This is a genomic window from Actinophytocola sp. (assembly GCF_036002505.1).
GTDB lineage: Bacteria > Actinomycetota > Actinomycetes > Mycobacteriales > Pseudonocardiaceae > DASYTH01.
This window is the reverse complement of record NZ_DASYTH010000443.1, coordinates 1-8,280: the sequence shown is the minus strand read 5'-3', so window position 1 is coordinate 8,280 and position 8,280 is coordinate 1. Positions and strand designations below refer to the sequence as shown.

Annotated in this window: 4 protein-coding genes and 1 pseudogene; 4 read left to right on the top strand and 1 reads right to left on the bottom strand. The window is 69.3% G+C overall.

All coding sequences use genetic code 11. The features are described from left to right. The 4 genes and pseudogenes from VGR06_RS39435 to VGR06_RS39420 form a co-directional block, all read left to right on the top strand. A pseudogene (locus VGR06_RS39435) lies at window positions 1-1,147 on the top strand (hypothetical protein); the annotation flags it as partial. A 77-nt stretch (window positions 1,148-1,224) separates the two neighbouring features. Next, window positions 1,225-3,543 carry an RICIN domain-containing protein gene (locus VGR06_RS43745; RefSeq protein ID WP_414637424.1) on the top strand — a complete coding sequence of 773 codons (2,319 nt, stop codon included), beginning with the start codon at window positions 1,225-1,227 and terminating at the stop codon, window positions 3,541-3,543. A 5-nt stretch (window positions 3,544-3,548) separates the two neighbouring features. Next, entirely contained in the window at window positions 3,549-6,200 is a 2,652-nt protein-coding gene (locus VGR06_RS39425) for an RICIN domain-containing protein (RefSeq protein ID WP_327564347.1), read from the top strand. Window positions 6,201-6,437: 237 nt separating this feature from the next. Then, entirely contained in the window at window positions 6,438-6,776 is a 339-nt protein-coding gene (locus VGR06_RS39420; RefSeq protein ID WP_327564346.1) for a VOC family protein, read from the top strand. A 528-nt stretch (window positions 6,777-7,304) separates the two neighbouring features. Here the strand turns inward: VGR06_RS39420 and VGR06_RS39415 are convergent. Beyond that, window positions 7,305-8,280 (bottom strand): alcohol dehydrogenase catalytic domain-containing protein (locus VGR06_RS39415; RefSeq protein WP_327564345.1); only part of this gene is annotated, 976 nt, incomplete at its 5' end.

The following is an 8,280-nucleotide window of genomic DNA, read 5'->3' as shown; positions in this document are numbered from 1 at the left end:
CGGCGCCTGGCGGGAGCGGGCCGCGGCCAACGGCGGCATCATCCCCGACCACGTCGCCCCGGACGGCACGGTCGGGGGGCTGCTCGACGGCCGGTGGTATGGCGGGCACTACGGCTGGTCCTGGCCGCACGGCTGGTACAGCGTCGGGCACGCCGCGATGGTCGCGGCTCTCGCCGCGGTCGCCGCCACCGGCGATGAGTCCTTTATGGACATGGTGCGCCCGGCGCTGGACGAGATCATCGTCAACGGCAAGACCATGGCCTTCACCGACGCGGACTCCAGCCTGCGATCCCGGTGGTTGGCACAGCTGGGCAAGGACATCCACGTGCCCACGCTGCACGTGCCGCTCCGGTACGCCGACGGCGGCTGGTTTGACTACAACCCGATGCTGATGGCGGTGCCCACCGCAGTGTGGCACCACTCCGCCGCGTCCGCCGACCGCGAGCGCATCGAGTGGCTGCGCGCCGCCAGCGGCCATGACTGGCGCACCGTGCGGTCGTTCCGCGGCAAGGAGGAGGCCGGACACGAGGAGCCCTGGCTCGCCTTTCTTTCCGGGGACAACCCCGAGTACCCGGAACGGATCCTGGCCGCCGCGCAGGCTCAGGTGCGGCACCGCCTGGCCCGCATGGAGCTCTACCGCGGCAGGAACGTGGCCGAGGCCGACATCCACCTGTGGCAGCAGTCCAACCCGGTGGTCACCGAGGCGCTCGTCCAGCTCACCTGGGGCGGCCCCCAGGTCATCTACAACGGCGGCCTGCAGCAGGCGCGCGTGCGCTACTACGACGCCCAGGCCCGGCGCCCCGGCCTGCCGCCCGCCGTGGCCGCCCTCGTCTCCCGCATCGAACCCGAGGCGACCGTCGTCGACCTGGTCAACCTCGACCCGCACACCGCCCGGTCCGTGATCGTGCAGGCCGGCGCGTTCGCGGAGCACACCATCCGCTTCGTTCGGCACACCGCCTGCGCGGACCCGTCCTGGATCGGCGACCTCTACGACTACGGCCACGGCCGGCCGGTGGTGACGTCATCGTCCACAGTGGTCAACGGGCCGTGGCTGCGGGTGGAACTCCCCCGCTCCAGCAGCATCCGCCTCACCCTGCGACTCGACCTGCGCACCCGGGCTCCGTCCTACGGCGCGCCATTCAAGTGAGTGAAAGGATGGTCATGTTTCCCTGCCTTCGAACACTGACCACAACGCTGGCGGTCACCGCCCTTGCCGCTTCAGCGGTGGCCACAGCTCCGCCGGCCTTCGAAACAACCGCAACGGTCACGGTTTTCGTCGCCCCCAACGGAAACGACGGCAACCCCGGCACCGCCGACCAGCCGGTCGCCACCCCCGCCAGAGCCCAGCAGCTCGCCCGCGCCCAATCGGCCGCCAACGACGTGGTCGTGCAACTCGCCGGCGGCACCTACCGGCTTTCCGCCCCGCTCGTGCTCACCAGCGCGGACTCCGGGCGCAACGGCCACACGGTCACCTGGCAGGCCGCATCCGGCCAGACGCCGGTCATCTCCGGCGGGACCCAGGTCACCGGCTGGACGCTGCAGGACTCGAGCCAGAACATCTGGGTTGCGCCGGTACCCCAGGGTGCCGAGTCCCGGCAGCTGTTCGTGGACGGCGCGCTGGCCCCGCGGGCGTCGATCCCCATCGCGCGCAGCGACGTGCAGATCACCGCGAGCGGCATGAACATCCTCAACTCGTCGCTCAACTTCCTCGCCACGCTGCCCCAGCAGAACCGGATCGAGGTGGAGAGCCAGAACTCGTTCACCAACCGGTACTCGCCCGTGCAGAGCATCAGCGGCACCACGATCACCATGCAGCAGCCCGGGTGGAACAACAACAACTGGGGCTACGACACGCTCGCCCGCCCCTTCGGCGGCGGGCAGCTGTTCCTGGCCAACTCCCGCTCGTTCCTGCGCACCACCGGGCAGTGGTACCTGGACCCGCAGGCCGGACAGCTCTTCTACCGGGCGCCGGCCGGCTGGGTGCCCGGCAACCATGACGTCGAGCTGCCGCGCCTGACCTCGCTGCTGCAGATCAGCGGCAGCTACCCCGATCCGGTTCGCAACATCACGTTCCGGGGCCTGCACTTCGAGCACACCACCTGGCTCACCCCCGGAACCTCGATCGGGTACGCCAACCAGCAGAGCGGCACGTTCATCCCGTCCGCCTTCCCGATGCCGTCGGACTTCCTGACCTCCTGCCAGTCCGGCTGCCAGCAGTTCGAGGGCGCGCGCAACAGCTGGGCCCAGGCCCCGGCCGCCGTGCAGGTCTCGGCCGCCACCGCGATCACCTTCGCCGGCAACACCTTCACCCACCTCGGCCAGGTGGCCCTGGGCATCGGCAACGACGCCAACGCGCACGCCTCCGGGATCGGCCTCGGCGCGTCGTCGATCACCGTGGACCACAACACGTTCACCGAGAACTCCGGCGCGGGCATCGTGGCCGGCGGGGTGCGGCCGGATGCGCACCATCCCAGCAACCCGGCGATGATCAACCGGGACATCACGATCAGCAACAACACGGTGACCCGGGTTGCCCTGGACTACAAGGAAATGACCGCCATCCTGTCGACCTACGTCACGCACGCCGTGATCACCCACAACGACGTGTCCAACCTGACCTACGACGCCATCGACATCGGTTGGGGCTGGGGCGCCAACGACGCCGGCGGCAGCCAGGACTACCGCAACCGCGGCCTGTACAACTTCCAGCCGGTCTACACCACCCCGACCACGCTGCGGGACACCGTCGTCAGCTTCAACCGGGTGCACGCCACCAAGCGGCTCATGCACGACGGCGGCAGCATCTACAACCTGTCCGCCAACCCCGGATCCTCGATCGACCACAACTACATCTTCGACAACAACCGCACCGTCGGCCTGTACCTGGACGAGGGCTCCCGCTTCGTGAACCTGTCGAACAACGTGATCCAGGATGCCGGGGTCTGGGCCTTCACCAACGCCAGCTCCACCAACAACACCAACGACAGCACCTTCGCCAACAACTGGCTCAACGGCGGCGCGACCCAGGTCGCCACCGGTCCCCCGCACAACAACGTCCTCAGTGGAAACGTTCAGGTGACCGGCACGAACTGGCCGTCCGGCGCGCAGCAGGTCATCGCCGCCGCCGGGGTGGGTGGCAGCGGCACGCCCGGCGGGCCGGTGCGCGCGGTGGGCGCGGGCAAGTGCCTGGATGTCAACGGCGCCAGCACCACGCCGGGCGTCCAACTGCAGATCTGGGACTGCCACGGCGGAACGAACCAGCAGTGGACCCGCACCGCCGCGGGCGAACTGATCGTCTTCAGCGGCACCACCCCGCTGTGCCTGGACGCCTCCGGGCAGGGCACGACCAACGGCACCCCGGTGGTGACCTGGACCTGCAACGGCCAGACCAACCAGCGGTGGAACGTCAACGCCAACGGCACCATCACCGGTGTCCAATCAGGACTGTGCCTGGACGTCGCCGGCCTCGGCACCGCCAACGGCACCAAGGTCCAGCTCTGGGCCTGCACGGGTGCGAGCAACCAGCAGTGGCAGGTCGGGTAAATGCCATGAAGGTGACCTTCGAGACGTTCAACGCCCTGAAGGTCACCTTCAGGGCACTCCTAGCCACCGCCCTGCTCACCGTAGCCGGGGCGCCGCACCCGGCCACGGCAACTCCCCCGCGACCGGGCCCACCCGTGTCCACAGTCGACAGTAGCGCCGCGCTCGCGGCGGTCGACCTGTCCGGGACATGGAGCTTCACCCCGGCGGGCCGGGCGGCGACGACGATCACCGTCCCCGGCGGCGGTTGGTACAAACAGGGCTTCACCGACGTCGCCGAGGCGGTGTACTCACGCAGCATCACGGTGCCGAACTCGAGCCAGCCGCAGTCGGCGTGGATCGAGTTCGGCGCAGTGAACCACCAGGCGACGCTGTCGGTGGACGGGCGGGTGGTCGCCACCCAGACCACCGCGTTCACCCCGTCGAACTTCGACATCACCGCCTTCGCCGCCCCCGGCACCACGCACACGATCAGCGTGAACGTCAAGGGCCGCAACGCCTTGAAGACATCGGCGGGTAGGTTCCTGGTTCCCGACGCCGCCGAGTGGTCCGAGGCGGTCCCGCAGGGCATCTACCGCTCGGCGTTTCTGCGCGTGTACCCGGCGGTGTACGTCAGCGACGCGTTCGTCCGCACCTCCGTGGCCAACCAGACCCTCACCTACGACGTGTCCGTGGCCAACACCTCCGGCAGCACCCGGTCGGTGACCCTGACCGGCGCGCTCGCCTCGGACAGCGGTGCGCCGTTCAGCTACCCGGCGCTGCCCGGCCGCACGGTCTCCATGGCCGCGCACTCGACGGCCACGGTGACGATCGGCCCGGTGGCCTGGAACCTCGGCCCCACCTCGTACTGGTGGCCGAACGTGCCCTACCGGCCGGGATACCGGGCGCAACTGCATCGCCTGTCGGTGCACGCGACGACTGACGACGGCCGCACCAGCGACGCCGCACACCGGTTCGGGTTCCGGGAGAGCACCCAGAACGGGGAATTTTATCTCCTCAACGGTGTGCGGATGAACGTGCGCGGCGACAACCTGCAGGGCGCCGACTACGACCGGATCAACAACGGCGGCAAGGGCGACGCCTACGACACGCTGCCCGGCTTCCTCCCGCCGTCGGGCACCAACGGCGGCTGGCCCCAGGCGGTCGACAACTACCTGCGGCTGAACTTCAACGTCGTCCGGATCCACCAGGAGCCGGCCAGCCCCTTCATGCTCGACGTGGCCGACGAAATGGGCCTGATGATCATCGACGAGACCGCCATCCGCGGCTCCGCCGGTGGGCAGGACTTCGCCGCCGGACACGACAACATGGTGGGCCACGCCCGCGCGCTGGTGCTGCGCGACCGCAACCATCCCGCGGTCATCCGCTGGAGCCAGGTCAACGAGCCGAACCTCAGCGGTACGGACTCCGAGCAGTTCGAGCGGGACCTCTATGCGGCGATGAACGGCAACGACGGCACCCGGCCGGTCACCGTCGAGCTGGGCCCCGGCGGGTCACCCAACCAGTACCCCACCATGACGCAGGCCAACTTCAACCTCGTCCCGCACTACCTGGACGGCCTCGGCAGCTACGGCGAGCGGACCTGGTCGGTGGCCGGGCGGCCCGACGGTGAGGGCGAGTACATCTGGCCGGCATGCAGTACCAAGCGGGGCTTCGAGTGGTTCGCCACGGCGACCGCCGCCAAGCGCGGCAAGGACACCAGCGACCTGCGCCCCTACACCCTGCTGTCCGCCTGGGCCGGGGTCGTGCCCGGGGTGCGGACGACCGATTTCACTCCGGAGGAGGGTGGCCACCCGGTCTACGGCGCGGACAACCTGCCCGACCCGTGGAGCGACCCGCAGATCCAGCGGGTCCAGGCCGCGTTCAACCCGGTCGCCGCGATCGACCTGCCCTACTGGTCGGCCTCCGGCGTGTCCGACTCGAACGGCACCTTCCCGCTGCCGGGGGCCGTCAGCTTTCCCAACAACACCACGGTGAACCGCACCATCACCGTCTTCAACGACGACGTCACCGGGACCGCGGTCGGCTTCGCCTGGAGTGCCCGGCTGGACAGCCCCACCGGTGCGGTGATCGCCTCCGGCAGCACGACGCTCACCATCCCGCTGGGCTCGCGGGTCGCCCAACCGGTGTCGTTCACGACCCCGGCCAGCGGCTCGCGGGTGTTCCTCGTGCTGTCCACCAGCAAGTCCGGCACCACCATGTTCAGCGACACGGTCGAGAACTTCACGCTGGGCAGCACCGGCCCCGCGCCGGGCAGATACCGCGTCGTCAACCGCAACAGCGGCAAGCCGCTGGCCATCGCCGGCAACTCCACTGCCGACGGCGCCAAGGCAGTGCAGCAAACCGGGAATGCGACGTGGACCATCAGCACCGTCCCGGGCGGCGCCTTCACCCTGCGCTACGACACGACCGGCAAGGTGCTCGACGTCAACGGCTCCTCCTCCACCGTCGGACTGCAGCTGCAGCAGTGGACGGCCAACGGCGGCACCAACCAGCAGTGGTTCGTGCGGCCCGCCGGCGACGGCTTCTTCACCATCGCCAGCCACGACAGCGGCCTGCTGGCCGACGTCTTCGGACAGTCCACAAGCGACGGCGCCCAGGTCGTCCAGTGGACCGCCAACGGCGGCGCCAACCAGCAATGGCAACTGGTACCGGCCTGACCGGCGCCGCACATCTGAGAAAAGGACGCACAGATGCTCACGACCCGAACCTAGGGCCTGTATCGAAAGCGCCGGTCACAGCCACCCGTTGCGCTGAGGCAGGGTAAACCGCTACTTCAGCGGTGGATGTGGCGAGTACGGTGTGGCTGTGGCCGGTGATCGCGTGCAGCGGCGGCTCACGGAGACAGACGCGCGGACGCGAAGGAACGAATGGTGCCAGGCGCTGTACTGCGAGGGGTGACTCTGGACTGTGCCGACCCGCAGACGCTGGCGGACTTCTACGGTGCACTGACCGGGATGCGCGAACTCTTCAGTACGGACGAGTTCGTCGCTCTGACGGACGACTCCGGCTGTGACCTGGGATTCCAGAGGGTTGAGGGATACCGGGCTCCGCGGTGGCCGGGTCAGGACGTGCCACAACAGTTCCACCTGGATTTCCGCGCTGACGACCTCGATGCGATGGAAGAGCTGGCCCTGGAACTCGGCGGGGCCAAACCGGACCATCAGCCCGGCGACGGACGCTGGCGGGTACTCCTGGATCCGGCTGGCCACCCTTTCTGCCTGACGTCTTCCTGACGTCACCGGCGTTGACAGGTATCCCCCGTCAGACGCCGTAGCGCTCAGGCTTGGGCGAGCGGTTCATCGCCTGCTGGCCGCCTCGGAGCGGGCATGGCGTCAGATGCGCTGGTCACAGCCACTCGTTGATGGCCGCTACCAGTACAGTTGCCTCGTAGCGGACCGCGAGCTTGTCCTACCTCGTGGCCACGGCACGGTGCCTTGTGAGGCGATTGATGCCGCACTCGACCGCGTGCCGAGCCTTGTAGTCCTGCGGGTCGAACGTCGGCGGACGGCCGCCGCGGGAGCCGCGTTTCCTTCGGTTGCGGGCCTGGTTGTCGTTTGCCACGCTCGTGGGACCGGTTGCTTGCCAGTCGTGGGACCACGATGGCGGCTGAGGCTGCCGTGTGAACGTGTTCTAGTCGAGGCGGGCGGTTTTCGTTCGGGTCGTGGGTGTCGTGCGGAGCAACCGGTTGGCAGTTGCTGATGGTGACCGGCGCTGGTGGCAGCCCGGTGATCTTGTCGTCGTTCGGCCAGTGCGTCACTCGGTCAAGGTTGGCCGTGGGTGACCCGGGCTCTGGCCACCACGACCTTGGCCGTCGGTGCCAGGAGCGCTGTCGGTGCATCGTCCCAGTCCGCGAGCAGCCCGGTGACCAGCTCGGGCCGGAGTCTGCCGGCGCAGACCGCAGTCAACACCGCTGGCAGTTCGGCCCGCGCGTTGGTCAGGCCGGTGATGAAGCTGGCCTGCTGCACATACATGGTCCACAACGGCAGGCGGGTCCCAGCGGCGAAGTACGGCGTTACCGAGGTGCACACCCCGCCAGCCGTCAGCGACCGCATGGCATGCTCCAGCGCGCCGCGCTCCCCGCTGGCGTCCACCACGATCGGGTAGCGGGTGCCCGGCCTCTGACGAGCGGGCCAGCTGTGTCGTCGGCTGCGCCGATGCAGCGGCCGCGCTCCGAGCGTGGCGGCGATGTCCAACCGCTCGGTGCTGGTGTCCAGGTAGTCGACCTGGGCGGCGCCGAGCGCCACCGCGCTCGCCGCGGCGTAGAGCCCAACACTCTTCGCCCGTCCACCGAGGACCAGCACCGGTGCCCCCGGGTTGCGGGCTAACGGTCCGGCGACCGTCCGCCAGCCGTCCGGGATGTTGTCGCTGGCGCTGGCCAGCGCAACCGGATCGACCCCGGCCGGCACCCGCAGCAGCATGTGGTCGGCGTGCGGCACCCGCAGCAGATCACTCAGCACGCCGCCCCACCCGCCGCTCGCCTGGCCCAGGCCGTACATCGAGATGGCGGTGCGCCGGTCGGTGGCGCAGGCCGCAGTCAGACCTCGACCACAGGACGCACACCGACCGCAGGAGATCTGAAACGGCACGACCACCACATCGCCCGATGCGACCGATCCGACCGCCGCACCGATCCGGACAACCTCGGCGACACACTCGTGCCCGAACGGAAATGGACCGGTGAACGGACGAGATCCGAGGTCGTGGAGCAACCGGCGATCCAGCACACCGACACCGTGG

Bases quoted from the DNA above. Each gene is read 5' to 3' on its own strand.
- VGR06_RS39425 (WP_327564347.1), top strand. From the start codon at position 3,549: ATGAAGGTGACCTTCGAGACGTTCAACGCCCTGAAGGTCACCTTCAGG.